Here is a 24,258-nt window from a genome sequence, read left to right on the forward strand (position 1 = left end):
CCCCCGATGTCTGACATTCACGTACTAATCGTCGACGACGAAGAAGCGCTGGTGCGCTCCTTGAGCTACGCCCTGCGCGCCGAAGGTATGCGCATCAGTGCCGCCAACAGCGGCGAGGCGGCCCTGGAGTTGCTCAGCGGCGAGCACACCGATATCGATATCGTCCTGCTGGACTTGGGCCTGCCGGGCATCGATGGCATCGCCACCCTCGAAGGCCTGCGCCAACGCCACGCGCACCTGCCGGTCATCATGATCTCGGCCCATGGCGATACCCGCGCTGCCGTGCAAGCGGTGAAAAGCGGCGCCACCGATTACCTGACCAAACCTTTCGAGCTCGATGAGCTGCTGGCGGTGATCGCCACCACCCTGGCCCTGGTGCACGTGCCAGCAGCCCCCGGGCAGGGCGAAGCCAGCGCTGAACTGGCCGCCGGCCTGCTCGGCCACAGCCCGGCGATGCGCGCGCTCCATGAGGCGGTGCAGCGCATCGCGCGCAGTTCGGCCACGCGCATCCTGCTGCTGGGGGAGTCGGGCACCGGCAAGACCCTGGTGGCCCAGGCCCTGCACAACCACAGCGCGCGGGCCGCCCAGGGTTTTGTCGAGGTTAACTGCGCGGCGCTGCCGGAGCAGTTGATCGAGGCCGAGTTGTTCGGTTCGGAAAAGGGCGCCTACACCGGCGCCCATCAAAAGCGCGCCGGGCTGGTCAGCCAGGCCAATGGCGGCACCTTGTTTCTCGATGAAATCGGCGAGTTGCCCCTGGCCCTGCAAGCCAAGCTGCTGCACTTTCTGGAGAACGGCAGTTACCGCGCCGTAGGCGCCAACGCCGCCAGCCACGCCGATGTGCGGGTGGTGGCAGCGACCAACCGTGACCTGGCCGAGGACGTGCGCCTGGGGCGGTTTCGCGAAGACCTGTTCTACCGCTTGAACGTCATCACCCTGGACATTCCCGCCCTGCGCGAGCGCGGCGAGGATGTGCTGCTACTGGCCCAGCACTTTGCCCGCCGCCAGGCTGCGGAGGAGGGCGTGGAGCCGATCCGCTTCGCCGCCGACAGCGCCACCGCGCTGGTGCACCACCGCTGGCCGGGCAACGTGCGTGAGCTGAAAAACCTGGTGGAGCGCCTGACGATCCTCAGCCCCGGGCAGCTCATCAGCCCCGACCTGCTGCCGCTGCCCCCGCTGGGCGCCCAGGACGCCCCCCAAGTGTTGGGCGACCAACTGGAGCGCGCCGAGCGCGACCTGGTCAGCGATGCCCTGAGCCGCACCGCCGGCCACAAGGGCCTGGCCGCCAACCTGCTGGGGATTTCCCGGCACGCCCTCAAGCGCCGCTTGCAGCGCCTGGGCCTGGGTTGAGCGCAAACCGCTCAACCGCGCGCAAGGGTTGAGCGCTTAGCGCTCAACGGCGTGCTCGCGTGGCCATAAACCTCTGTGGCAGCGAGCCTGCTCGCGATCGGGAACATCACCCCCCACAGCCCTGATGCCCTCGCGAGCGGGCTCGCTCCCCCCGGCCGTCATGGCTGTGCCAGCATCCTGGCACAGCCCTTGCTCTATCCCTTCCTGCTAGCTAACAAGAGGCGTCGCGAACGCCCTAAAGGAAAAGCCTTATGTCCCTGCCACGTCCATGGTTTCACTGCGCCCTTGCCCTGGGCGGCCTGTTGCTGAGCGTCGCCTCGGTGGCCCAGGTCGGCCGGGTTGAGCTGGGCGCGGCCGCGTCCCAGGCCGACTTGACCATGGGTTGCCTATACCCGATGACCGAGCGCGCAGCGATCTACGGCCAGGACAGCATCGCCGGGGTGCAAGTGGCATTGATCGAATTGCAGGCCATGCGCGAGGCGGGCGACAAGGTGCCGCGCCTGCGGGTGATTATCGACGACGACCAGTCCAAGGCCTCCTATGGCGTAGGCCTGGCGAAGAACTTCATCCACCAGGATGGCGTGCAAGTGTTGTGCGGCATGGTGTCGTCGGGCGTGGGCCTGGCGGTCAGCGAGTTGGCCAAGCGCGAGCAGGTGCTGATGATTGGCACTGACCACGCGTCCTCGCGCATGACCCTGGAAAACGGCCACCCCTGGTATTTTCGCGTCACCAACGACACTTGGACCTCCATGGCCGCCGGCGCCCGCTACCTGCAGGCCCTGCAAAAGGAAACCGGGTGGAAACGCCTGGCCTTCATCGGCCCCGACTACGAATACGGCCACGTCTCGCGCGACGACCTGCACGAAGCCTTCGCCCGACTCGGCGTGGCGTTCGAGGACGTCACCGAGCTGTGGCCGCGCCTGTATGAGCCGGATTACTCGGCCTACATTGCCGCCCTCGAGCAGGCCAAGCCCGACGTGATCGTCTCGGCCCTGTGGGGCGGGGATTTCCACGCCTTTGTCACGCAAGCAGCGGGCACGCGGCTATTCGAGACCTCGCGCCTGGCCAACTTCGACACGGGCGGCAACTACGATTTTCTCGTCTCGCTGGGCGACAAGGCGCCGCCGGGGCTGATCCTCTCGGCCCGCCACCACAACAACTGGCCCGACACGCCGCGCAACCGCTCCTTCGTCCAGCGCTTCCAGGCCCTCAACGGCCGCTACCCGACCTACGCCGCCCAAGGCGCCTACACCGGTGTGATGGTGTTGGCCAAAGCCTTCGAGAAGGCCGGTGGTAGCACCGACACCCAGGCCCTGATCCACGCCCTCGAAGGCCTGGAAATCGCCTTGCCGGAAGACCCGCCCGGGTTCGTCTCACGCATCGACCCGCGCACCCACCAGCTCCAGCAAACCCAAGCCATCGGCACCCCGGTGGCCAACAGCCAGTTCCCCCCGGCCCAGGTCATGCTGGGCAACTGGGCCGTGTATTCGGCGCAAGAGCTGCAAATGGACAGCGCCACGATCAACCGCCGCTTGGCCACGCACGCCGCTGGCAAGCCGCGCCCCGAGGGCCGAGCCCCTTAACCACCCCTGTGTCTTGAATCGACAATGGAAAAAGCCATGCACAACTATAAAAAAAGCGCACGCAAACACCCCTTGGCCCTGGCGATCACCGCCGCTGGCCTGGCCTTGAGCCTGAGCACCACGGCCCTGGCCGCGGAAAACGGCAAGTTCCGCATTGGCGTCGTGACCTTCCTGTCCGGCCCGGCGGCGGGGCCGTTCGGCGAGCCGTCGGCCAACGCGGCAAAAATCCTCGTGGAAGGGCTGAACCAGGGCAAGTTGCCCGCGCCCTACAACACCCTGGGCATTAATGGCGCCGAAATCGAAGTGGTGCTGATCGACGAAGCGGGCGGGGCGGCCAAGCAGGTAGAGGAATTCCGCAACCTGGTGCAGCGCCAGAAGGTCGATGCGGTGGTGGGCTACATCTCGTCCGGCGATTGCCTGGCCATCGCCCCAGTGGCTGAAGAATTGGGGGCGATGACCGTGTTCTACGATTGCGGCACTTCCCAGTTGTTCAAGGAGGACAAGACCCCGCAATTCGTCTTCCGTACCAGCCTTGATGCTGCCGTGGACAACATTGGCGCCGCCCGTTACCTGACCAAGACCCGCCCTGACGCGCAGAAAGTCGCCGGCATCCAGCAGAACTACGCCTGGGGCCAGGACAGCTGGAACGACTTCACCCACTCCATGGAGCAGTTGATGCCCAAGGCCAAGGTGGTCGAATCGCAAATGCCGAAAGTCTTCCAGGGCCAGTACGGCGCCGAGATTTCCGCGTTGTCGGTCAAGCGCCCGGACATCATCCACTCCAGCTTCTGGGGCGGCGACATGGAAGCCTTGGTGCTGCAAGCCAACGCCCGTGGCCTGCTGGAAGACGCCACCGCCGTGCTCACCTGCGGTGAGTCGGCCCTGGCGCGCTACAAGGACCAGGCCCCGGACGGCATGATTATCGGCGGCCGTGGCCCGTTCGGTGCCTTCGCCCCGGAAAACGACCTCAACCGCTGGTTCAAGGACAAGTACCAGGCCACCTACAACACCGCGCCGACCTACCCGGCGAGCAAAATGGCCCAGGCCATCCTTGGCCTCAAACACGCCGCGGAAAATGCCAAGGCGCAGCCGGGCAAGGTGCCAGCACCGCTGGAAATCGCCAAGGCGTTCAAGGGCGCGACCTTTGAGTCGGTGTCCGGCACCGTGCAAATGGCCCGCGCCGGTGGCCACCAGGCCATGCAAGGTATCGCCTACGGCGAATACCACTACGACAAGGCCGCCAAGCAGGGCAGCGTGCAGAACGTCATCGCCTTCTCCGGCGAGTGCGTGACCCCGCCAGACGGCACCACCGCGCTGGAATGGATCAAGGCCGGGTTCCCGGGCGCGCAGTGCAACTGAACCGCCCCGCGTGATTGAGCCACTGTGGCGGGCCTGCGGGCGCCGCCACCTTTTTGCCAAGGTAGGACCTCTATGATGAGTCTCTTCGCGGTGCTGATCGACGGCACCATCTATGCCTCGTGGCTGTTTCTGGTCGCGGCCGGGCTCACGGTGATTTACGGGGTCATGCGCATCCTGAACATGGCCCACGGCAGCTTCTACGCCATTGGCGCCTACACCGCCGCCTCGCTGGTGGGCTGGTATTTCAACAATGGCATCGGCCCGGTGTGGGCCGGTTACCTGTTGATGCTCGGCTGCGCCCTGGTGGCAGGCCTGATCGTGGGCCTGATTATCGAGCGCGGCCTGCTCAAGTTCATGTATGGCCGCGATGAAGTACTGATGGTCATCATCACCTACGCGCTGCTGCTGGTGTTGGAAGACACCATGAAGATGATCTGGGGCGTAAACCCCTATTTCGCCTACCAGCCCTACGCCGAAATGGGCCGCAGCGCCCTGGCCGGGCTCAAGGTGTCTAACTACGACCTGATGCTGGTGGGCGTCTCGGCGGTGCTGGGCCTGGGCCTGTGGCTGTGGCTGGAGCGCACGCACCAGGGCAAGGTTTTGCGGGCGGTGATCCACGACCGTGAAGTGGCCATGGCCATGGGCGTAAACGTGCGGCGCATGTTCACCCTGGTGTTTGTGCTGGGCACCATGCTCGGCACCCTGGCCGGCGCCTTGACCGCCCCGGCGATTTCCGTGGTGCCGGGCATTGGCGTGGAAATCATCGTGCTGGCCTTCGCCGTGGTCGTGGTCGGCGGCATGGGCAGTATCGAAGGCGCGGCCGTGGGCGCGTTGCTGGTGGGCTTGAGCCGGGCGGCGGCGGTGCATTACGCCCCCGAGTTCGAGCTCTTTGTGATTTACGGCGTCATGGCGCTGGTGCTGGCGGTACGCCCCCAGGGCCTGTTCGGCCGCGTCGTTGCGAGGAAGATCTGATATGCGCCTGGATAAAACCGAACTGATTTTGCTGGGCGTTGCCGTGGCCCTGGCCGCCGGCGGTTGGATCGCGCCGCAGTGGCTGGTGTTTTTGCTGACCATGGCGCTGGCCAAGGCCATGGTGGTGCAGGGCGTGGTGATGCAGATGCGCGCCGGCCTGGTGACCTTTGGCCAGGGCCTGTTCTTTTGCGTCGGCGGCTACGCCGTGGGCATGAGCGGGCACTTCTTGAACATCAGCGACCTGGCCGTGCTGCTGGCCATCGGCGTGGGGGCGGCGGTGTTGCTGGCCATGCTCCTGGGCCTGTTGATGACCCGCTACCGCGAGATCTTCTTTGCCATGCTGTCGCTGGCGTTCTCGATGATTCTCTACGGCGTGCTGGTCAAGAGCTCGGGCCTGGGCAGCACCGACGGCTTCAACGTCAAGGCCTGGACCCTGTTCGGCTGGTCGCCGGCCGATGGCCAGGCGCCGTTGGCGCTGTTCGTCATCATCGTCGCCACCTCGGCGGTACTGGCGGTGTTGCTGCACCGCTATGGCCGCAGCAGTGCCGGGATGATGTGCGAAGCGATCCGCGAGAACGAAGTGCGGGTCGAATACCTGGGCCAGTCGCCCCGCTGGGTGCTGTACATGAACTACGTCGCCGCAGCCGCGGTGTCGGCCCTGGGCGGTGGTTTCATGGCCCTGTCGGCCGGGCATATCGACCCGGAAATGGCGTACTGGATCACCTCCGGCGAGTTCGTCTTCATTGCCTTGCTCGGTGGCACCGCCCACGTGGCGGCACCCTTTATCGCCGCCATCGTGTTCGCGGTGGTGCGTACCTACGCCATCGAACTGGTGCCCCATAGCTGGCAGATGATTCTGGGCTTCACCCTGCTGGCCATCATTGTCTTTCTGCCCAAGGGCTTATGGAGCCTGTTTACCGGTCAAGCCAGGAGGGCCAAGGCATGAACTGCATTCTTGAAACGCGGGGCCTGTGCAAGTCGTTCGGCGCCGTCACGGCGGCCAAGGACGTCAACGTGCGCATCACTCAGGGCGAAGTGGTGGGGGTGATCGGCTCTAACGGCGCCGGCAAAACCACTTTCATCAACATGGTCACCGGCTACCTCAAACCCAGCGGTGGCGAGATCCTGTTCAACGGCGATTCGATCATCGGCCGCACGCCCCGGGCCATCACCCGCGCCGGCATGGCGCGCTCGTTCCAAGTGGCGCAGTTGTTCCCGCAACTGAGCGTGCTGGACAACCTGTTGATTGCCGTGTCCGCCGCCGAGAGCCCGTTCCCGGCCTTGCTTGCGCCGATGCGCAGCGCACCGCGCATTGCCCGCGCCGACGCGATCCTCGCCGAGTTCGGCATCAGCCAGTGGCGCGACACCCTGGTCACTGCGGTGCCGCAAGGGGTGCGCAAGCTGATCGACATCGCCATGGCGCTGATCGGCGACCCGCAAATGCTGCTGCTGGACGAGCCCACCAGCGGCGTCAGCGCCGAAGAAAAAACCGCGCTGATGGACACCGTGATGAAAGTGGTGGCCGAGCACCGGGTGACGGTGTTGTTCGTCGAACACGATATGGACGTGGTACGCCGCTATGTCTCGCGCATCCTCGCCTTCTACAGCGGCGAAGTGCTGGCCGACGGCGCCCCCGAAGAGGTGCTGGCCAACGCGCGGGTGCAGGAATTCGTCACTGGCGGCCCCAAGGCCCACAAGGAGGTGCAGCAATGAGCCTGGAAATACGCAACCTGAACGTGGCCATCGACGGTGTGCCGATCCTGCACGACGTGTCGCTGTACGTGGGCCCGGGGCAAATGGTCGGCCTGATCGGCCATAACGGCGCAGGCAAGACCACCCTGATCCGCGCCATCATGGGGCTGTTGCCCGCCGATTCGGGGTCGATCTTCTTCAATTGGCAGGATTTGTGCGCGCAACCGGCGTTTACCCGCGCCACCGCCGGCATCAGCTACCTGCCCGAAGACCGTCGCCTGATCCCGTCGCTGACGGTGGAAGAAAACATCCTGCTGCCGGTGTGGGCCAACAAGTTGGCCGACAGTGCGCAGCGCCTGGAATGGGTTTACAGCTTGATTCCCGAGATCGCCCAGTTCCGCGACCGCAAGGCCATGCAACTGTCGGGCGGCCAGCAGAAACTGGTGGCCCTGGCGCGGGCGTTGATGCCGGGCAACAAGCTGTTGATCCTGGACGAGCCTTTCGAGGGCGTGGCGCCGGTGCTGTCCCGGCGCTTGAGCGAGGTGATCGCCAAACTGGGCCAAGAGGGCCTGTGTGTGCTGATCTCCGAATCCGATGACACTCACTCTGCCGACCTGGTCGATGCCGTGTTTCGCATCGAACGCGGCAGCGTAACCGCAGGGTAGGGCGCAAGCATGTCGACATTTAACTTTGAAACCACGCCCCGGGTGATTTGCGAAATCGACGGCGCCTTGCGCCTCGGTACGCTGTGCCGGGAACTCAACGCCGAGCGGGTACTGCTGGTGAGCGACCCGGGCCTGCTGCGCGCCGGTTTGCTCGACGCGCCGTTGCAGGCGCTGCGTGAGGCCGGCGTGGAGGCAACGCTGTACAGCGACGTACAAGCCGACCCGCCCGCGGCCTCGGTGCAGGATGCCGTGGACGCGGCGCGCAACTGCCGCGCCCAAGCAGTGATCGGCCTGGGCGGCGGCAGCTCCTTGGACACCGCCAAACTCGTCGCCCTGCTGTGTGGCCGCGAGCAGGCACTGGAGGCGATCTACGGCATCAACCTGGCCCAAGGCCCGCGCTTGCCGCTGATCCAGGTGCCGACCACGGCGGGCACCGGCTCGGAGGTCACGGCGGTGGCGATCGTCACCACCCCCAGCCACGAGAAAAAAGGCGTGGTCAGCCCCTTGCTGTACCCGGACATCGCCTTGCTCGACGCGCGCCTGACCGTGGGCCTGCCTGCGGCGGTCAGCGCCATGACCGGGGTGGACGCCATGGTCCACGCCATTGAGGCGTACACCAGCGTGCACAAGAAAAACGTGCTTTCCGATGGTCTCGCCGTGCAGGCCCTGCGCCTGCTGGCGGGCAACCTCGACCGGGTGCTGGCCGAGCCCGGCGACCTGGCGGCACGCTCGGACATGCTCCTGGGCTCGATGCTGGCGGGCATGGCGTTCGCCAACTCGCCGGTGGCGGCGGTGCATGCCCTGGCTTATCCGCTGGGCGGGCAGTTCCATGTGCCCCACGGCTTGAGCAACGCCCTGGTGCTGGTGCCGGTACTCAATTTCAACCGGCCGGCGGCCGAGGCGTTGTACGCCGAGCTGGCCACGGCGGTGTTGCCGGGCCAGCGCTTCGCCAGCCCGGCCCTGGCCTGCGACGCCTTTATCGGCTTTATCACCGCACTGGTGGCGCGCATGCCGTTTGCCCAGCGTTTGCAGGAGGTGGGCGTGAGCGCCGAGGACCTGGATCGCCTGACCGACGACGCGATGAAGGTCGAGCGCTTGCTCATCAACAACCCGCGCCCGGTGCGCCGCGAAGACGCCCGCGCCATCTACGCCTCGGTGTTGTGACCCCAGGCCCTTGAGAGGAATGAGCATGAATTACGAATTCAGAAGCGTGCCCCGTGTGGTCTGCGAGGCCGGTGCGTTAAGTAGCGTCGGCACCCTGCTAGCGGGCCTCGGCGCGCAACGGGTGATGTTGGTGTGCGACCCGGGCATCGTCGCCCTGGGCTTTGCCGCCCAGGCGCGAACGGCGCTGGCCGCGGCCGGTTGTGCGGTGACGGTGTACGACCAAGTCGTGCCGGACCCTTCGGCCACGGTGGTCAAGCAAGCCGCCGAGCAAGCGCGCTCGTTCCAGGCCGATGCGGTGCTGGGCCTGGGTGGCGGCAGTTCCCTGGACGCGGCCAAATTGGTGGCCTTGCTGATCCGCAGCGAGCAACCCCTGGAAGACCTTTACGGCACCGACAAGGCCCTGGGCCAACGGGTGCCGCTGGTGCTGGTGCCAACCACGGCGGGCACCGGTTCGGAAGTGACCTGGGTGTCGGTCATCACCGACGAGCAGCAACGTAAACAAGCGGTGTATTCGCCGCAATTGATGCCCGATATCGCCGTGCTCGACCCCGAGCTGACCCTCGGCCTGCCGCCCAAAGTCACCGCGGCCACGGGCCTGGACGCGATGGTCCACGCCATCGAGGCCTACACCAGCCGCACCCGCAAGAACCCCATCGCCGATGGTTTGGCCACAGCCGCTTTGGCGTTGCTGGGCGCCAACCTGCGCAAGGTGTTGGCCGATGGCCGCGACGTCGCCGCGCGCACCGCGATGCTGCAAGGCTCGCTGATGGCCGGCATGGCATTCGTCAATGCCTCGGTGGCGGCGATCCACGGTTTGGCTTATCCGCTGGGCGCGCGCTTCCACATTCCCCACGGCCACGCCAATGCCCTGGTGATGGCGCCGGTGTTGCGCTTCAACCTGCACGCGGCCCAGCGCCAATATGCCGAATTGGCGGCTTACCTGTTGCCCGGGGAGCATTTCGAGCATGAAGCGCACGCGGCGCTCGCTTTTGTCCAGGCCATCGAGGCCCTGGTGGCCGACAGTGGCCTGGAGCTGCGCCTGTCCAACCTTGGCGTGGATGAAGCGGCGTTGCCGCTGATGGCCACCGAGGTGGTGGTGGGCATCCGCCGCCTCATCGACAGCAACCCCACGGACATGACCGAGCACGATGTAGAAGCCATCTACCGCGGCATCTACTGACCCACGCTGTGGCGCCCGCGCCGCAACGCGGTGCGCGGGCGTATCGGCTTTACCCCTGGCCTTTTACGGATCGTCCGCAACTGCGCAGGGCAGGGTTTTACCTGCGTTTTAACCAAGAGAATAAAAACAATGAAAGGTCGTACCTGCTCCAACGCTCAACTGGCCCTCAGCAGCCTGGCCCTGGCCATCGCGGCACTGCCCGCCGTGGCCCAGGAAAGCGCCGGGTTCTTCGAGGACGCCAAGGCCAGCCTCACGGCGCGCAACTTCTACATCAACCGTAACTTCACCAACCCGGCGTATTCCCAGGGCAAGGCCGAGGAATGGACCCAGAGTTTCATCCTCGACGCCAAGTCCGGCTTCACCCAGGGCACCGTGGGTTTTGGCGTGGATGTGCTAGGCCTGTACGCCCTCAAGCTCGACGGCGGGCGGGGCACCACCAACACCCATTTACTGCCGGTACACGACGACGGCCGCCCGGCCGATGACTTCGGGCGCCTTGGAGTGGCGCTCAAGGCGCGGCTGTCCAAGACCGAGCTGAAAGTCGGCGAGTGGATGCCGGTGCTGCCAATCCTGCGTTCCGACGACGGCCGCTCCCTGCCGCAGACCATGCGCGGGGCACAGGTTACGTCCCAGGAAATCGACGGCTTGACCCTTTACGGTGGCCAGTTCCGTGGCAACAGCCCGCGCAACGACGCGAGCATGGACGATATGTCGATGACCGGTTTGGGCGGGGTCACCTCCGATCGCTTCAATTTCGCCGGTGGTGAATACACGTTCAACGACAAACGCACGATGCTCGGCCTGTGGAATGCCGAGCTAAAAGACATCTACAACCAACAGTTCATCAACCTGGTGCACAGCCAAGCCGTCGGTGCCTGGACCCTGGGCGCCAACCTGGGCTACTTCATCGGCAAGGAAAGCGGCAGCGAGCGGGCAGGGGAGTTGGACAACAAAACCGCCTCGGCCATGCTCTCGGCCAAGTACGGTAGCAGCACCTTCTATGTGGGCTTGCAAAAGGTCAGCGGCGACAACGCGTGGATGCGTGTCAACGGCACCAGCGGCGGCACCCTGGCCAACGACAGCTACAACTCAAGCTACGACAACGCCAAGGAGCGCTCCTGGCAATTGCGCCACGACTACAACTTCGCTGGCGTCGGCGTGCCGGGCCTGACCCTGATGAACCGCTACATCAGCGGCGACAACGTGCACACTGCCACCGTCAGCGACGGTAAGGAGTGGGGCCGGGAGAGTGAACTGGCCTACGTGATCCAAAGCGGCAGCCTGAAAAACCTCACGCTGAAATGGCGCAACAGCACGTTGCGCCGCGATTACAGCAGCCTGGAGTTCGACGAAAACCGCCTAATCGTCAGCTACACCTTCTCGGCGCTCTGATACTGCACGCCCGTATCCGCTTCAGTTCTTGGCACTGAGGCGGGTGCGGGGGCACGACTCAGCCCAGCCATTGAGAGGGTGGTTGTTTTTCAGGGCGAAGCAGGGCGTGCCTGGAACACTTCGCATAGGCGCTTGCAATGCCAACCGCCCATAGAAAAACAGCGCCGTCAGCCAGGTGGTCAACCAAACGAAAATCCCCGCCCAAAAGGTGTGGGACATGTAGTGCCAACCTTGCAGTACCCGGGTGGTGCCGTAAAAAAAGCCCAGCAGCAGCACCGCCATTAGCAACTTGCGCACATGGGCCCAGCGGTGGCGCAGGGCAACGAAATACAGGGCCAGCAAGGTAAACCCGCTGGACGCATGGCCGCCCGGCCAGCAGCGACCAGCCCCGGCCTTGTCCAACCACGTGAAATTCTCGAACCATTCCTTGCGCAACTCAGTGCCACCGTAGAGCGTGGTTTCCACCGGGCAGTACACGCTGGTGTGGCTTTTGAGGTAATGGATAACCAGGGTGCATAGGGCAAAAGCGACGACGACGAACAGCAAATCGCGGCGGTGCCGGGTGGTAAAGCGCAGCAACGGGGCGATGCGGGTTTTCTCCAGAAAGCGGCTGGGCCGACGGCTGGCAAGGCGTGGCCAGACAAACGACAGCAACGAACCGATCAGCGCCCATTCGCCGGTCCAATCCGGCAGGACCCTGGGCCATTTATGGGTGACGATCTCGAACCAACGGCTTTGGCGCATCAGGAATTGGCCACTGGCAGGGTCAACCAACAGGTTGCTGATAGCGCGGTCCAACTCCGTCAGGTCAAACACTAGGAACACCGCCATCGCCAGCAACATCGGCAGGCCCAGGTTGAATAGATAGAAGCGCGAACGGGACGGTGCCTGCATGTTCATTGCCCGGCGCCGGCGGCAAGTGTGCGCCACTGGTTGGCGTTCATCTGGCCGAGGATGCGCGCTTTGCCCTGGCTGCCCATGGAGATGAACAGGGCGCTGGCATAGGCGCTTGAACGCTCGCCGCCAGGGACGTTCAACTGACGCTCGACATAGTCGATGCAACCACTGTGGGTCACCAGCACCAGGTTGTGGCCTTCGGTTTTGTGCTTGAAAGCCGTGTCGGCGAAATCCCGGTCGCATCGGTTCAACCAGTCCTGGGTGGCAACGGCATCGCCGAACATAAAATGCGCCGTCTGCTGCGTGCGCACCGTAGGGCTGCTCAGCACTTGCGCCTGCTCCAGGCCCAAGCGCTGAATGCCTTGGCCTACGTCGGCCGCGGCCTGACTTCCTTCGACTGTAATACCACCGGGGTCGCCCAGGCAGGGGTTCGGCGAGCGGTCGCAACGCTCGGCATGGCGGATCAGGACAATAACCGCACCTTTGGCCCAATCGGCGTAAATCCCGCGGCTGAGCATTTGCTGTTCATTGCCCACATTCATGATGAGAGTCCTCGACGAAAGCCAGGTGGTCAGCGCGACCAGGGCCAGCAGGGTAAACAGGCCAATGGCCAGCGCTTTTGCGCCGGGCCGGCGGCGCCACTTAGGGCGGGATGCAAACACGGGGGTTTCGATAGCGCCTTGCAGCATGCTGTCACTCCGACAGGCAGGACGGGAATGTGAGCACTGTAGGAGCGGGGGTGTGGGGGGAGGGTGAAGGGGAAGTGAAAAAAACCTTATGGAGTGGGGATTGTTGCAGTGTCTATTTATAACTCAACTAAAGAACCATTTAGTTTAGTTATAATCATTAGCTATTAAGGAGGAGGGTAGCGCATTAAATGAACTAGGGGTCGTTCATCCTTGGTCGCTATCTTCCATGCATGTGCGTTATCTTGCAAAGCTGCAGCAGACACGTGTAATCGGTAACAAGCCACGTAAATCAAGGGCTCCAGCGTTGCGAAGCTCCTGGCTTTGGTGTCTAAGAACTGAACAAAAATGAGTGAAAGGACTGTTGTAATGACAAATTTGTCGCCCTGGATGGTTGAAAGCGCTTATCGCTATTTGAAGGCTGCGAAGCACCTTAGACGTGGCCATGACATGCTGGACATTGCGCAGATCAATGCTGCAATTGGCATGGAAATCCTGCTCAAAAGCTTCGTATCAAAGCCCAATGGCAACCTTGGCCAGGTCAATGAAACTTACGAACTAGACCCGGGCGCAATAAAAGCTGCGCATGAGCATTTGAAAGCGACAGACAGAATCCCGGCTTATCGGAAAGACAGAGGCCCTAACAAGCACGATTTGCTTACGTTGTTTCATGCGATACCTGAACCGATCAGGCAACGTATTCGGCTTGATCGTCACGAGCATTGGATCGAGAAGGATCGTGAAGTTTTCACCAATGCGCGTTATCGATATGAAGCCGGAGCCCCTGGAGGTTACGACGATATTCTGATCGGCGTCTTGGACGAACTGATTGAGGACGTTGTGCACTGGTATCGTGAGCTGGGCAGCAAAGATGTGTTCATCGTGTGTTACGGAATGACGCCGGCCGATTTTCAGCCCAAGCCAAGCAAGGAGCCTAAACCGTCATGAGCCTGGCTTCAAATCTGACCGCCAGAGCCCCCCCAGCTCCGCATAGGATGGTTCGCATAATGTATATTATGTTAAACCAGATGCTATGTCAGATATGTTCATGAGCCTCCTAAGCCCTAGGTAACCATCAGAAATGAGAGCAAATGCATTAGAATCGAGTACGCTGAAGTGAATCTTTGTACAAAAAGGTCTCTCCCTAGCGTTTACGCCCTAAATACGCGATGCCTAGCGATCACTTCAGCTGTCCGCTGCTCCCGCATTTTCAGAAGGCTAAGACTCATCTTAAGTTCCAAAACGCTCATTAGACCCCCTCATTGCCTGTGATAAAGCTCATGATCATCTTCAAACGGCCCGATGCAGATCTCTGCTGCTAAAATTATAGCCTCACCAGCTTGGGGTCGCATCAATCTACGCGCTGAACAATCTTTATTTCCCGGTCTCATACCAAACCTAACCTTTACTTCACCTACGAACTCTTAGTACTAATGATTACTTCAATTGATCGTTTCGTAGCGTCAGGCTGGCTTCCCCGTTTTTGAGGTAAGGCGCCTCAGGCCCTCTAATAGCGCAGTGAAATCTACTATCTGAATTTGACTCACAGTTCTCTTGTATCCCTCAAGGGCCGTCAGCGGAGCTTTGTTTTTTGGCAGAGTTCCCGCGATCACCACATATCTGGTCTTGCCTCCGTTAAACGTACGTGAAAACTCCAGCGTTTCATTCACAGCGGATTGGATCTGTGCTGAAGCGACCCATGATGTCGTCGCCGCTCCCATGCTTATTTTTGTGACTAAAGGCGTATCAGGGCTTTTGATTATCAGAACTAGCGCTGATTCAGAAGCTATAATAATACCTTCGTCACTACTGTTGGTGTCTCGCTTCCGGGAGCTCTTGCAGATTCCGCAAAACGGGTCTTTCAGAACTTCATGAATTAATTCTGTGTGCCTACTAATAAACGTCTTCCATGAGCTTGCATCTTCTTGGCTGGCCAACATGACTTCATATTCGGATATCATATTATTTAGTATTGCCCTTTTGACGTGTGACCATAGGCGCCAAGCCTGCTCGGGAGACGATGTTAATACTGGGAGCAGCACCTCATCCAGGTATGAAGGTCTTAGACTGTTTAAGACGAGCTCTTCTCTGAGGTCGGAGCTCGCTGGGTAGTCTGTGGCTCTGGTTTTCGAGACAACCTGAAGCTGGCTGGCTAGGGTCAAATCTCGCTTTGGTTTATTTATGTTTCGCAACCGGTGATCAAAAGAATTGCTGTAGTCATCTGCCAGTTTCGCCAAGACGCTCTCGGAAAGCCTAACTATTCGTTTGTTCTGGAATGTAGAACCTTCGAAGACAAGCTCTAAAGTTTTGATGCTTTTGGGCAAATTCAACATCGATAATGGAGCAATGAATTTATTTTTTAGGCCGAGCCCGTGGTTGCAAAGATGAAAGAACCTAGGGTCGAACACCCATTCTATGAATGAAATGGCGTCTTCTGGCTCGCGAGGCGGCACGCTGGGAAACGGTTTAGGGGGGCGGTATCTGATGCAATTGATTGTCTTGTGGGTAGGTGTGAGGTAAAACTCAGAGGTGGCATCAGAGTTAACAGGCCAAGTATCGATCCGATCCTTATAAATTCTTGCCAACGTGTGCCATTCTTCAACTGGCTGGCTTTTTAGATAGCCATCTATATTTTTGAACGTCTGCATTCGCAGTTCTACAAATCGCTCGCCTTTCCGATAGCCCGACTGAGTGGCGAATCTCACAGGGTAGTTATTTGTCGATGAGTCGATTTTGGGCTTCCCTCGTCGCCCCCATTTTATATCGTTGGCCATCGAATACCTCTGAAGCTATTTGCCAAGTCTGCTCAATAATTACAAACACCCTGCCCCTACAATCCTACACCGGCTGTCATTTTATGCGCTGATTGCCGAAGCCAACCTGCGCTTAACCCCAGTTTTTGGATTCAAGGCCAGCGCCTCCTCATAGACCTGGACTGCTTCGGGGTACTGGCCCAGTTGCTCGTGGGAAAGCCCCTGGACATTGAGCGCTGTGGGCTTCCATGCAGGGTTTTCATCTGCCCCGAGCGAGCGGGCACGCTGCAAAGCGGCCAAAACTTCGTGGGTGCGATCTTCTGTCAGGTCGCCCTCCCCTAAAATCCTTTCTGCCGCAAGAATGATGCAGTTGTAGCGGGATGAGTTGAGCTTGGCATTGCCCAATGGTTCGGGATCTATGAATCGGCCATCGATGTCGTATCGGGAGCTTCCCATATCTGCGAAGACAACCATTGAGCTCCCCCGTGCCCTCGTCCACTCTTCCACTTCGTAGCTTTCGAGCCATCCTGCCTCTGGAGTTAGGTGATCCAGGATCGTCACCGCGCCTCACTCGGTGCTAAGCGCCTAGCCGCACGGTTGTCGTGGATCATGCCACCTTGCGGTGTCTTGACCCTGTGGAGCGCTTCCCTATAGCGATTAACGCTTGGATCGCCCCCACTTAATCATCTACGGGAGCTCGAATCCCAGGCCCTCAAGCACCAGCCGATCTTCAGCCTTTAATTTTTTCACTGCCCAAATCAGCACATGCTTCGGCCGCGAGCTCGCCACGTAGGCAAATCTCGCAGCTTCGGAAGTCCGGTCACGCAGCCAGTCCTTCCAGTGCGACTGATGCACGCCTGGTTTCTGTGACGATACAACCACGGTCACGTCGTGTGTTTCACCCTTGACCCCGTGAATGGTCTCGAAACGCAGGCAGTCACGTTGGGTGGCTACATCTGGTACCCCGGCCAACCTTTCGGAGATCAACATCTTCCCCTGCCCAGAACGGGCTCGCAAATGAAGGCCTCTCAGCCCGTCTAAATGCTCACGCACCTCTACAGGCACAAATGTTTGATCTGGTAGCTTTCCAAGCGCAATTTTTGCTGCCCGGGCCCAGTTCGACCAGGTCTGATTATCATCTCCTATGCCGTGTTCCACTAAGAACTGGAGTCCGTCGTGAAGGAATATACGCCAAGCCAGTTTTGACTCAATATCCATAGGGCAGTAAGGGCCTGCTTTCGTCACCTGCAGTTCTAGCCGGGCCGCCAGCCACTTACCGAATGTTTCCAGGCACTGCGCTATGTCCGTCAACCTACCTGCTTTGAGGTTTATGCAGGCCAGCGCCAGCAGCTCGATGCCCTCGAAAGCTCTACCAGTACGTAAGCGCTGGAGTGTTGCATGTCCGCGCGCGACGACCACCACCTTGTGATGTATCAGGCTCATTTCCCGAATGGCTGGAAGCACCTCCGACGGGCAGTTTTGATACTCGACGACTGTTGGCATTACGGAAGCAATACGAGGATTTCCCACCACACGGTCGGATTGAAGAATGTTGGAACACACATCTACGATGGCTTGGCCGCTTCGCCAATTTTCGTTGAGGACGTACTCCTCAAAGCCAAGCTCCTCCATGCGCCGACGCACGTGTGCAGGATTCGATTTTCTGAAACCATAAATTGACTGGTTAAGGTCACCTACAAAATGGAATTTCACGCCTAGTAGGCTCAGCCTTTTGACAATCAGAAGCTGCTCTGCCGACAAGTCTTGGCACTCATCGACGATCACCAACGGGAATCGGCGTGCGATACGCGAGAAGTAATCTTTGAATTTTTCTTCTTGCATCCCCACTAAAGCGAGGATATCGATGTCACCGTAGGTCGCAAAGCCAGCGGCCCAAAGCCGTTTTTTGGTCGACAACAGTGCCTTCTGGTCGGCCTCGCCCTGTTGGGCGAGGTTGGCTTCGTTATCCCACTTCCGGTCTTTGGTCGAAAAGACATAGCGTTTGGATTCTTTATCGTAGTTGTATCGACAAGCTGATACGGTGCGTCCACAGATCTTGATGCGCGTGTGGTAGATATCAGCTGACTTGTCGATGATCCGTATGCGGAAGTCGCCGTCCCGGCCTTGAAAGCCCGTGATCTCGCTGGCGATACTCGACAGCAGGTGTGTGAGCACGAAGCTATCGAAGGTGGAGATGTAGTGCGGCAGGCCCAATGGCTCGCGGAGGTACTTATAAACCCTGCTCTGGAGCTCTTCCGTAGCACTATTGAGAAAGGTGAGTAAAGCGATACCAGAAGGGTGATGCTTCCACTCTTGGATGATCTTGCATACTTTTGCGGCCACGACCTCTGTTTTGCCGCTACCGGGACAGGCTCTCAGGTACACGTGTCTATCCAGCGGCGCATCAATGTATCTCTGCTGCTGGTCGGTGAACTCGATGTCGGCTGCACCCGCTTGAGCAGCCTTATCCTGCGCCGCCATTAGGCCGCACCCTCTTCCAGACCGCACGCCCAGAGGATTGCCTGGCGGATGTACACCGGCACCACGAAGCCGGCCCCATTTGCCTCAAGTACATCCGCGAAGGCTTGGGCGTATATACCCTTGCCAATGTCATCGGAGTCAATGCGACCCAGTAGTGCGCCGGCGTAAGGCGCCCGCTGGGCGGACGTCATGGCAGCAAAGTCGAGTTTCGCGTCTGCCTTTAAACCTTTTACCACCGTTCCATCCTGGGCCTCCCAGAGCCCAGCTGCGATAATCAGCATCGTCTTGAGATTGTCGCCTTCCATTGCGATGTCGTACTCGAAGGTTTTGTATTTTCCCGCAAAGAGGCGAGCGAACTCTGATAGGCCGATGTGCTTCTGCAATTCCAGCGCCGGGTTGTTGCCTACAATGCAGTTGTCTGCATGGGGCAAAAATGGAACACTCTTTTGACCGCCCGCGCCGTCGTCCTCAATCACAGACTTTGGAGGATCGTTGTCAGTCAGTCCTGAGCACCTGATAGGGATATTCTCACCTTGATGCTCAGCTCTGACGTCGCAGAACAGCTGCATAAAGTGGTTGAAATAAATTCCGCCCAGGTTGATGACAGACACACCGTAGTCGTCCAGGGAGTTCCGTCCCTCGCCGAATGGCTGCAGCGCGATTTTGGCGAGTGCCGGTAAGACCATCGCCTCCGCTATGCCCTCCACTAGGATTGTGCCCTTGGCGAACAGCAGGTTCGACTTTGTTGCGTCAAGCCATCTGTCCACAAATTGTCGGCTCTGCCTGGGCAGGCCGCAGTTCCTGAGGGGCACTGCCTTGGGGAGGCTCAGGTTGGACAGGTGAATAACGTGATCTACAGATACTGCAGCGGTGATCACAGTCGAGTGGGTGGTTATGATCACCTGCATTCCGCGAGCCTCAGCAGCCTTCTTAAGGTGCCGAAGGAGCCGGAGCTGAAGCTGGGGATGAAGATGCGCCTCCGGCTCCTCGATCAACAGCAGGCGCAGGTACGTTTTCTCGCCCTGCCCCTCATCGGCTTCGTAGGTCAGCTCTGCCAGAATGGAAGCGATGTATAGCAGGTTGTTGAAGCCTAGGCTGTTTTCTTCCAGCGCCCGAAATTGTGCAGCATCAGCCTTGCTCAAGTCTGGAAAGTACAGGAGCCTCAGACCTTCCACGATTCGGGAGAAGCTCACTTCCGAAAACTGAATCATTGTGCCCTGAGATAGATGAGCGCCCAGGGCAGCTTTTAGGCTTTCACCAATTCGCTGGTTGGCAGCTTTGATAGCAAATTGGTCGCTCTCTGATAGCTGGCGATTGAAGTCCCCAACATGTTGCTCCAGTGGATGCAGCACCCGCGCCTTTCTGGCGGCTTCTATGTCTTTACGGCAGAGCGCTTTTAACAGGCGCGCGAGGCGAGACTGGCGCCCTTCTCTCAGCTTAGTTTCAGCGTCGCGTAAGGGCGGTAGGTATACGCAGTGGACATAGTCTAATTTCTCGGTTTCAAACGCTTTGGTGTACTCGTGGCCACCGTACGTATGGTGTTTGAACCTACCACGAGACTCCTGGTTCAGGGCCGTGAACGTGAGTTTTGCCTCGGGATGGTTGCCGCACCAAGTGTCAAACGCAATCACATCGTTCTTGTCGAGATCGGAGAAGGTCGCCTGAATTTTGATCTCTTCAGCCGCGACATCATCCTTGCCAAATCCCCTGTAGAAATCGCGCTCGCTGATAATTCGTTTGCCCGACTCAGAGTCATTGAAGAGCTGACGTATCGCGCTGACGACACCAGTCTTACCGGCCCCGTTTTCGCCGACCAGGACGTTCAGGCCGTCATGTAGCTCGATCGAGAACACCTCCCCAAAGCACTTGAAGCCCCGAACGTCCAGCGTACGTAAATACATGAGCATCCCTTCTTCATAAATTGCTAGATAGCCGGATTTGAGCCGCGCCACCTGTACTATCAAATTGACATAGAGCCAGCTGTGCTCGTTTGCCGAGCTTGGTCAGCTAAAGCACATCATCAGCGGTCGTCTCACCTCAGGTGCCATCAGCTTGGCGATCTCTTCTACAACCCATGCCGCGCAAGGCCACAGTGCCTGTACAGCCAGCAGCACGGTAAAAACGAAAAACGCTCGCAAAAGGTAGTCATGCGCCAGCTTGATATGGCTCACCTTGGCGTTGTTGCCCGGGTAGTTTTCGATGACTTTGATAGCGATAGACTTGGCCAAGCTCGCGGCAGGTTGTTGTGTGCTCCAGCAACGCGAAATGTCACCGGCCCCCACTGTGTGGGCATTGCTCACGCGCAGTACGCAGAACGCGCTGTACCCCGCTCGAAGGACATACGCCACGGCAAGCGCAAACACCGCCAGCGACAGGGCGCCAAGGGCTTTACTGGTCTTGTCGCTCCAAAGGGTCGGCAATAACGACACCAATACCGGGATGAGTGCGGTTACTGCCGCAAGATAGACCCCTGCTTTGGTGTCAGCACCCCTACGACGCTCCTGTTCGGCGTCGTACATCCGGCGCGCCTCTTCCAACGCTATTTCGCTCTGCAGATCCCAATTGCCGTTGTTGACGGATGCTTTCCACCCGGCGCGCATTTGGTCATTTGCCACAACCTGTTCAGGCGTAGGAGGAGCCAGGGTCGGCCAAAACAACTCCTTATCAAAGCGGGGCATTTCGGATCATCTCCAGCTCATCAACGATTGCCGCAGCAATTGGGTATCCGGTTTGATTTTCGATCCAGGCCCACTGACCGTTTGGATTGATCTCCAAAAACCACAGCTTTTCGTCTGTGTCGCACACCAGATCAATAGCGCCATACCGCAGGTTCAGACGGTGTACCAACTCTCGACATTGAGCAGCCACTTGATCGGGCAAGCTGATGGCCTCGTGGCGTAAGTCAGGGCGGCTACCCCGTCGCCAGTCAACTTCGGTTTCTTCGTTATCCTGAGACCAGATGGCAGTGGCGAACACCTGAGCGCCAACGACCGTGACGCGAACATCATATTTTTTTGGCACTTCAGCCTGAATGATCAACGGGGCAAGGCCAAGGGCAGGCGCATCTGCTTCGGTCAATGGCTGCAGCCGTGAGGTGAACATCACCTTCTCCAGCGCGCCCGGCAATACCGCTTGCCGCAGAGGCTTCCCAACAGCCCTTCCCTCTGCCGTCAGTAACTCGGCGGGCTCCAACTGGTTCGTTATGGCAGTATCCGGGATATTGAAACCGAGGTGCCGCGCAATCAGGAGCTGTCGCGGTTTATCCTCAGCCAGAAAGATCTGAGTAGGGTCACTGAACCAGCAACCCTCCAATCGGAAATAGAGACTCTTCAGGAAGCTGCTCCATTCCGCCTCAATGTAGGCACGCTCACCCGCATCCAGGACTGCCTCAGGTGCTTGTGGCGCGCCAGGCCTGCGAAAATAGGCAGCAGTAACGTCACGCCCTGTAATTCGTTTCCCTTCCAGCTCAATTGCCCAATCATCCATGGCACTCACGCCCAACGTGCTTCGAGATAGAGGGAGCAGTTCAGTGTTGAGCCTGAAATAAGGCAAGCCCCGCCGTTGGAGCTTTGCGACGACGAAGTCCATCGTTATGTCGCGGCGATTAGTGACCAGCAGAAACATAGTGGAAAGCCTCAATCCAGGTAAAAACGCTCGTCGAGGCCGAATTGCATATCCCCTGGATCGTCGTGCTCAAGCTCTGCCTCGGTTTTGGTCATCAGCTCCAGCATGGCGTAGCAGTCACCCGGGTCATCTTCTTCGATCACCGTATCGGTCTTGGTCATCAGTTGGAGCAGATGAGAGGCCTGCCCATTGGAGGTGAGATCGTCGTCACTTTCGGGCTTGGAGTATGTTTTTGTGAGCGTTTCGAGCGTCACGAACGAGTCGTCATCCTCTTCACTATTGACTTTCGTCTTGGTGAGAAGCTCGTCCAGCGCTCCACGAGCAATAATGGGCTGAGTACCATTAGGTGTCTCAACGACCCACATATCGTGCTGAGTCGAGTAATACCCTGGCAGATTGTCGGTACCTGTTCTCGGCACAGCGTTTCTTGCGAGCAGGGGTGAAACTACCTTACATGCGGGGATGGAGGCTGTGGGCATTACGCTGAACTCCTGTATGGCGATGTGCCAACATATTACGGAGAACTGAGCGGTTCGTCATGTTCGTACCTGCAGAGCACCATTGGGCCAGTATGTAGCGCCCCTTCGCAGCCCCGATACTCCATAAAACCCTTCACGCCCCGTTCTTTGTCGTTGCGGCGCTGAGGTAGTGCAGGTCTGTCACGGCGGTATAGTTCCCCCAATGCGCAGCTGAAGTAGGGCTGCACATTCGCGGGGAGGCAAAGCATCAGCGAAGCCCAAAGCCCATCCGCGCCAGCTCACCCAGAAGCTCCTCTCGCCCATGCAGACTCGAAACATTCCGCAGCCTGCTGACCACTTGCCCCGACCAGCCCGAAGCCTTCATGCCCTCACGCTGATAGAACGCACCCAGACGCGCATCGTATTCCGAGAGGACGCCCTCCTCGCCGGCGATCGTGTAGGTTTCATGATGCAGTACGGCTTGCTGCGGCAGCCGTGGCTTTACCTTTGCAGGACGGTCAGGTGATGGATAGCCGACGCACAGGCCGAAGACGGGATAGACCTGTGGCGGCAGCCCCAATTCTTTGGCGACACCTTCGATGTCATTACGGATGCCACCGATGTATACGCTGCCAAGCCCCAACGACTCCAGAGCAACCACAGCGTTCTGAGCTGCCAAAGCTGTGTCGATCGTGCCGAGCAGCAAGCTTTCCAGGTACGGCAGCGCCTCCAGCTCTACCCCTGCCTGCTCCGCGATTCGCGAGACCAGGGACAGGTCTGCAAGCCATACCAGGAACAGTGGGGCTTGATGGATATAGGCCTGATTGCCGGCCAGGCCGGACAGTCGCTTCTTACGATCGACATCTTGAACGGCGACGACACTCCAGACCTGGAGATTGGAAGATGTCGATGCGGACTGGGCGGCTGCGACCAGGGTCTCGATCGTGCCTTCGGGCAGAGGTTGATCAGAGAACGCTCGGACGCTGCGGTGATCCAGCAATTGCTCGATGACCTCATTCGACTGGGTGACCGGCGAAATGTCACGGGCGCCATACCGGGCGTTGAGCTTTGGACTGGGCATCGGCTTTCATGAGTGCGCTCCAAAAGGGCCGAAGGCTACCAAATTGATGCCCCCGCAACACGCTTAACACGCAAGGTTTCATTTACCATTCGGTCAGCCCAGGTCGGACACGGATAGTCCGACAACACCCAGATACAGGTACCTTTCTTTTGCAAGCAAAACCACTGACAGCCCGCGAGGCTTACCAGATCCTGCGGGACATCGCTCTCGGGGTTCGTAGAATGCGCCGTCTAGGTCAGCCGTCGTGGGCTGAAATCTACTGCGGTCTGATGACAGTGGAGGCCGATGGCTGGGTGCTTACGTTCTACAACGACTGTGACACGCTCGACTATTGCGACAGCTGCTACAGCCCGGAGGGACGTGCCTACATTTTCAACTCGCTGCAGTCGTACAGTACCGACCCCGTAGAGCTGCTGAGCACCTGGGAGCATGCGCAGCTGGAAAAGCTGCTAGTCGTCGCATAGTCGGCCATGGGAGACCCGCTGGCTTGTGTGTGATCCTTGCCTGGGTCGGGGCGGCTTGAGGAGGATGACATTTCTCAATGGCCTCATCGGTTTATTCTGCATCTATGAGGGAATGGTACCAATCAGCATAAGGAGTGTTGGCTGCGTTATGGCGGTTGTAGTCCGGACTGCCGTCGCTCCACCAAACCGGCCCCCGCTCCCCTAAGGCCACCTTCGCAGCGTCTACTTGCGATCGAGCTTCTTGAAGCTGCTCTGCATTATCTGAGGCCTTCGCGCATTTTACGGCTCGCCGCGCCGCCATGAGGTCTGCCACCAGGCGCTGGCGCTGTTCGTCGGGTAGCTTCGGATTACTGCATCGCCAGAGCTGCCCCTTTACGACGAAATAGCGGCCATCCGGTGTTATTGGATACATAACGGCTGTCTCGTAAACTCATAAGACTAGAGACAACCAAAACATCCG

Annotated in this window: 23 protein-coding genes; 12 read left to right on the forward strand and 11 right to left on the reverse strand. The window is 59.7% G+C overall.

Annotation, left to right across the window (positions count from 1 at the left end; translation table 11 throughout):
- Window positions 1-6 precede the first annotated feature (6 nt).
- The 10 genes from CKW13_RS09270 (at window position 7) to CKW13_RS09315 (ending at window position 11,354) form a co-directional block, all read left to right on the forward strand.
- A complete protein-coding gene (locus CKW13_RS09270) occupies window positions 7-1,347 on the forward strand; it encodes a sigma-54 dependent transcriptional regulator (protein WP_095108292.1) in 1,341 nt (446 codons plus the stop codon).
- A 251-nt stretch (window positions 1,348-1,598) separates the two neighbouring features.
- Complete coding sequence (locus tag CKW13_RS09275) at window positions 1,599-2,930, forward strand: ABC transporter substrate-binding protein (RefSeq protein ID WP_095108293.1); 1,332 nt, start codon at window positions 1,599-1,601, stop codon at window positions 2,928-2,930.
- Window positions 2,931-2,966: 36 nt separating this feature from the next.
- Window positions 2,967-4,289 carry an ABC transporter substrate-binding protein gene (locus CKW13_RS09280; RefSeq protein ID WP_095108600.1) on the forward strand — a complete coding sequence of 441 codons (1,323 nt, stop codon included), beginning with the start codon at window positions 2,967-2,969 and terminating at the stop codon, window positions 4,287-4,289.
- Window positions 4,290-4,361: 72 nt separating this feature from the next.
- On the forward strand, window positions 4,362-5,261 hold the full coding sequence (locus CKW13_RS09285; protein WP_095108294.1) for a branched-chain amino acid ABC transporter permease: 900 nt from the start codon (window positions 4,362-4,364) through the stop codon (window positions 5,259-5,261).
- Window position 5,262: 1 nt separating this feature from the next.
- The gene (locus CKW13_RS09290) at window positions 5,263-6,207 is read left to right on the forward strand and encodes a branched-chain amino acid ABC transporter permease (protein WP_095108295.1); all 945 of its coding nucleotides are present in this window, start codon (window positions 5,263-5,265) and stop codon (window positions 6,205-6,207) included.
- Window positions 6,204-6,974, forward strand: coding sequence for an ABC transporter ATP-binding protein (locus tag CKW13_RS09295; RefSeq protein WP_095108296.1), 771 nt, complete (start codon window positions 6,204-6,206; stop codon window positions 6,972-6,974). Before CKW13_RS09290 ends, CKW13_RS09295 begins: the two co-directional genes overlap by 4 nt.
- Window positions 6,971-7,618, forward strand: coding sequence for an ABC transporter ATP-binding protein (locus tag CKW13_RS09300; protein ID WP_095108297.1), 648 nt, complete (start codon window positions 6,971-6,973; stop codon window positions 7,616-7,618). The genes CKW13_RS09295 and CKW13_RS09300 overlap by 4 nt, the downstream gene beginning before the upstream one ends.
- A 9-nt stretch (window positions 7,619-7,627) precedes the next feature.
- Complete coding sequence (locus CKW13_RS09305; RefSeq protein WP_095108298.1) at window positions 7,628-8,782, forward strand: iron-containing alcohol dehydrogenase; 1,155 nt, start codon at window positions 7,628-7,630, stop codon at window positions 8,780-8,782.
- A 25-nt stretch (window positions 8,783-8,807) separates the two neighbouring features.
- Window positions 8,808-9,962: an iron-containing alcohol dehydrogenase gene (locus tag CKW13_RS09310; RefSeq protein ID WP_095108299.1), complete on the forward strand. Its 1,155-nt coding sequence runs from the start codon at window positions 8,808-8,810 to the stop codon at window positions 9,960-9,962.
- Between the two features lie 129 nt (window positions 9,963-10,091).
- Window positions 10,092-11,354, forward strand: a complete 1,263-nt coding sequence (locus CKW13_RS09315) for an OprD family porin (protein ID WP_095108300.1) — start codon at window positions 10,092-10,094, stop codon at window positions 11,352-11,354.
- A gap of 21 nt (window positions 11,355-11,375) precedes the next feature.
- Here the strand turns inward: CKW13_RS09315 and CKW13_RS09320 are convergent, their stop codons facing one another.
- Together CKW13_RS09320 and CKW13_RS09325 are read right to left on the reverse strand one after the other, a co-directional pair.
- Window positions 11,376-12,248 (reverse strand): phosphatase PAP2 family protein, encoded by an 873-nt coding sequence (locus CKW13_RS09320; RefSeq protein WP_095108601.1) that lies wholly within the window; start codon window positions 12,246-12,248, stop codon window positions 11,376-11,378.
- 2 nt (window positions 12,249-12,250) lie between these two features.
- Entirely contained in the window at window positions 12,251-12,940 is a 690-nt protein-coding gene (locus CKW13_RS09325; protein WP_256576547.1) for a histidine phosphatase family protein, read from the reverse strand.
- 366 nt (window positions 12,941-13,306) lie between these two features.
- On the opposite strand from CKW13_RS09325, the gene CKW13_RS09330 reads away from it, so the two are divergent.
- Window positions 13,307-13,885 carry a hypothetical protein gene (locus CKW13_RS09330; RefSeq protein ID WP_256576548.1) on the forward strand — a complete coding sequence of 193 codons (579 nt, stop codon included), beginning with the start codon at window positions 13,307-13,309 and terminating at the stop codon, window positions 13,883-13,885.
- Between the two features lie 515 nt (window positions 13,886-14,400).
- On the opposite strand, the gene CKW13_RS09335 is transcribed toward CKW13_RS09330, so the two are convergent.
- From CKW13_RS09335 to CKW13_RS09370, 8 genes are all read right to left on the reverse strand, one after another.
- Window positions 14,401-15,585: a hypothetical protein gene (locus CKW13_RS09335; protein ID WP_095108301.1), complete on the reverse strand. Its 1,185-nt coding sequence runs from the start codon at window positions 15,583-15,585 to the stop codon at window positions 14,401-14,403.
- 207 nt (window positions 15,586-15,792) lie between these two features.
- Window positions 15,793-16,164, reverse strand: coding sequence for a tetratricopeptide repeat protein (locus CKW13_RS09340; protein ID WP_095108302.1), 372 nt, complete (start codon window positions 16,162-16,164; stop codon window positions 15,793-15,795).
- Between the two features lie 213 nt (window positions 16,165-16,377).
- Window positions 16,378-18,171, reverse strand: coding sequence for a UvrD-helicase domain-containing protein (locus tag CKW13_RS09345; RefSeq protein ID WP_095108303.1), 1,794 nt, complete (start codon window positions 18,169-18,171; stop codon window positions 16,378-16,380).
- Window positions 18,171-20,072 carry an ATP-dependent endonuclease gene (locus CKW13_RS09350; RefSeq protein WP_095108604.1) on the reverse strand — a complete coding sequence of 634 codons (1,902 nt, stop codon included), beginning with the start codon at window positions 20,070-20,072 and terminating at the stop codon, window positions 18,171-18,173. The genes CKW13_RS09345 and CKW13_RS09350 overlap by 1 nt, the downstream gene beginning before the upstream one ends.
- Before the next feature lie 102 nt (window positions 20,073-20,174).
- Window positions 20,175-20,849 carry a hypothetical protein gene (locus CKW13_RS09355; RefSeq protein WP_095108304.1) on the reverse strand — a complete coding sequence of 225 codons (675 nt, stop codon included), beginning with the start codon at window positions 20,847-20,849 and terminating at the stop codon, window positions 20,175-20,177.
- Window positions 20,836-21,795 (reverse strand): hypothetical protein, encoded by a 960-nt coding sequence (locus CKW13_RS09360; RefSeq protein WP_095108305.1) that lies wholly within the window; start codon window positions 21,793-21,795, stop codon window positions 20,836-20,838. Before CKW13_RS09360 ends, CKW13_RS09355 begins: the two co-directional genes overlap by 14 nt.
- A gap of 11 nt (window positions 21,796-21,806) precedes the next feature.
- Window positions 21,807-22,274 (reverse strand): hypothetical protein, encoded by a 468-nt coding sequence (locus CKW13_RS09365; protein ID WP_095108306.1) that lies wholly within the window; start codon window positions 22,272-22,274, stop codon window positions 21,807-21,809.
- Between the two features lie 247 nt (window positions 22,275-22,521).
- Complete coding sequence (locus tag CKW13_RS09370) at window positions 22,522-23,334, reverse strand: NADPH-dependent oxidoreductase (protein WP_095108307.1); 813 nt, start codon at window positions 23,332-23,334, stop codon at window positions 22,522-22,524.
- Between the two features lie 149 nt (window positions 23,335-23,483).
- Here CKW13_RS09370 and CKW13_RS09375 point away from each other — a divergent pair, with 149 nt between their 5' ends.
- Window positions 23,484-23,798, forward strand: a complete 315-nt coding sequence (locus tag CKW13_RS09375) for a hypothetical protein (RefSeq protein ID WP_095108308.1) — start codon at window positions 23,484-23,486, stop codon at window positions 23,796-23,798.
- Window positions 23,799-23,889: 91 nt separating this feature from the next.
- On the opposite strand, the gene CKW13_RS24745 is transcribed toward CKW13_RS09375, so the two are convergent.
- A complete protein-coding gene (locus tag CKW13_RS24745) occupies window positions 23,890-24,210 on the reverse strand; it encodes a hypothetical protein (protein WP_095108309.1) in 321 nt (106 codons plus the stop codon).
- Window positions 24,211-24,258: the final 48 nt, after the last annotated feature.

Origin of the sequence: Pseudomonas sp. Irchel 3E20, from assembly GCF_900187645.1 — a bacterium.
GTDB lineage: Bacteria > Pseudomonadota > Gammaproteobacteria > Pseudomonadales > Pseudomonadaceae > Aquipseudomonas.

Excerpts from the sequence above, each read along its gene's own strand:
- CKW13_RS09275 (WP_095108293.1), top strand. The coding sequence starts at position 1,599 with ATGTCCCTGCCACGTCCATGGTTTCACTGCGCCCTTGCCCTGGGCGGC.
- CKW13_RS09270 (WP_095108292.1), top strand. The coding sequence starts at position 7 with ATGTCTGACATTCACGTACTAATCGTCGACGACGAAGAAGCGCTGGTG.
- CKW13_RS09305 (WP_095108298.1), top strand. The coding sequence starts at position 7,628 with ATGTCGACATTTAACTTTGAAACCACGCCCCGGGTGATTTGCGAAATC.
- CKW13_RS09295 (WP_095108296.1), top strand. The coding sequence starts at position 6,204 with ATGAACTGCATTCTTGAAACGCGGGGCCTGTGCAAGTCGTTCGGCGCC.
- CKW13_RS09290 (WP_095108295.1), top strand. The coding sequence starts at position 5,263 with ATGCGCCTGGATAAAACCGAACTGATTTTGCTGGGCGTTGCCGTGGCC.
- CKW13_RS09345 (WP_095108303.1), bottom strand. The coding sequence starts at position 18,171 with ATGGCGGCGCAGGATAAGGCTGCTCAAGCGGGTGCAGCCGACATCGAG.
- CKW13_RS09315 (WP_095108300.1), top strand. The coding sequence starts at position 10,092 with ATGAAAGGTCGTACCTGCTCCAACGCTCAACTGGCCCTCAGCAGCCTG.
- CKW13_RS09280 (WP_095108600.1), top strand. The coding sequence starts at position 2,967 with ATGCACAACTATAAAAAAAGCGCACGCAAACACCCCTTGGCCCTGGCG.
- CKW13_RS09285 (WP_095108294.1), top strand. The coding sequence starts at position 4,362 with ATGATGAGTCTCTTCGCGGTGCTGATCGACGGCACCATCTATGCCTCG.
- CKW13_RS09330 (WP_256576548.1), top strand. The coding sequence starts at position 13,307 with ATGACAAATTTGTCGCCCTGGATGGTTGAAAGCGCTTATCGCTATTTG.
- CKW13_RS24745 (WP_095108309.1), bottom strand. The coding sequence starts at position 24,210 with ATGTATCCAATAACACCGGATGGCCGCTATTTCGTCGTAAAGGGGCAG.
- CKW13_RS09365 (WP_095108306.1), bottom strand. The coding sequence starts at position 22,274 with ATGCCCACAGCCTCCATCCCCGCATGTAAGGTAGTTTCACCCCTGCTC.
- CKW13_RS09300 (WP_095108297.1), top strand. The coding sequence starts at position 6,971 with ATGAGCCTGGAAATACGCAACCTGAACGTGGCCATCGACGGTGTGCCG.
- CKW13_RS09350 (WP_095108604.1), bottom strand. The coding sequence starts at position 20,072 with ATGTATTTACGTACGCTGGACGTTCGGGGCTTCAAGTGCTTTGGGGAG.
- CKW13_RS09340 (WP_095108302.1), bottom strand. The coding sequence starts at position 16,164 with ATGGTTGTCTTCGCAGATATGGGAAGCTCCCGATACGACATCGATGGC.
- CKW13_RS09325 (WP_256576547.1), bottom strand. The coding sequence starts at position 12,940 with ATGCTGCAAGGCGCTATCGAAACCCCCGTGTTTGCATCCCGCCCTAAG.
- CKW13_RS09370 (WP_095108307.1), bottom strand. The coding sequence starts at position 23,334 with ATGCCCAGTCCAAAGCTCAACGCCCGGTATGGCGCCCGTGACATTTCG.
- CKW13_RS09335 (WP_095108301.1), bottom strand. The coding sequence starts at position 15,585 with ATGCAGACGTTCAAAAATATAGATGGCTATCTAAAAAGCCAGCCAGTT.
- CKW13_RS09355 (WP_095108304.1), bottom strand. The coding sequence starts at position 20,849 with ATGCCCCGCTTTGATAAGGAGTTGTTTTGGCCGACCCTGGCTCCTCCT.
- CKW13_RS09320 (WP_095108601.1), bottom strand. The coding sequence starts at position 12,248 with ATGCAGGCACCGTCCCGTTCGCGCTTCTATCTATTCAACCTGGGCCTG.
- CKW13_RS09360 (WP_095108305.1), bottom strand. The coding sequence starts at position 21,795 with ATGTTTCTGCTGGTCACTAATCGCCGCGACATAACGATGGACTTCGTC.
- CKW13_RS09310 (WP_095108299.1), top strand. The coding sequence starts at position 8,808 with ATGAATTACGAATTCAGAAGCGTGCCCCGTGTGGTCTGCGAGGCCGGT.